Here is a 518-nt window from a genome sequence, read left to right as displayed (position 1 = left end):
ATAATTTTTATAAACTTTATATTTATGAATTAAAATATAAAACATTTACTTTTATAGTCTTTTTGTTATAATCTTTATATGAGAAATATTAATAGAATGAACGATTATTTTGTACGTTACCTTTTAGGTTCTCTTGGTAATGAGGATATATTAGAAAATATAGTAAATTGTGTACTTAGAGATTCAAAATTTGATGAAGTACATAATTTGGAAATTATAAATCCTCATAATCTGCCAGAAAATATTAATCTTAAAGAATCTGTTCTTGATGTTAAAGCTAGAACAAAGGATAATAAAAAAATAATTATAGAGATACAATTATCTGGAAATATTGATTTTGTAAAAAGAATATTTTATTATATATCAAAAAATGTGGTAAGCGAAATTAATGAAAATGAACCTTATGATACTATTAGTCAGGTTATAAGTATTAATTTTGTTAACTTTAATATGGACTTTTATGATGAAGGTAAGCCGCATAGATGTTTTAAATTAATAGATACTGAAAATCATAATGT

Annotated in this window: 1 protein-coding gene; it reads left to right on the top strand. The window is 21.4% G+C overall.

Features of this window, described 5'->3' with window-relative positions:
• Nucleotides 1-78 precede the first annotated feature (78 nt).
• Nucleotides 79-518 (top strand): Rpn family recombination-promoting nuclease/putative transposase (locus R4K56_RS14740; protein WP_335773224.1); only part of this gene is annotated, 440 nt, incomplete at its 3' end.

The sequence above is a fragment of the Brachyspira pulli genome, from assembly GCF_036997785.1.
Taxonomy (GTDB): Bacteria; Spirochaetota; Brachyspiria; order Brachyspirales; family Brachyspiraceae; genus Brachyspira; species Brachyspira pulli.
The sequence above is the reverse complement of the archived record's forward strand: the minus strand, read 5'-3'. Positions and strand labels throughout refer to the sequence as shown.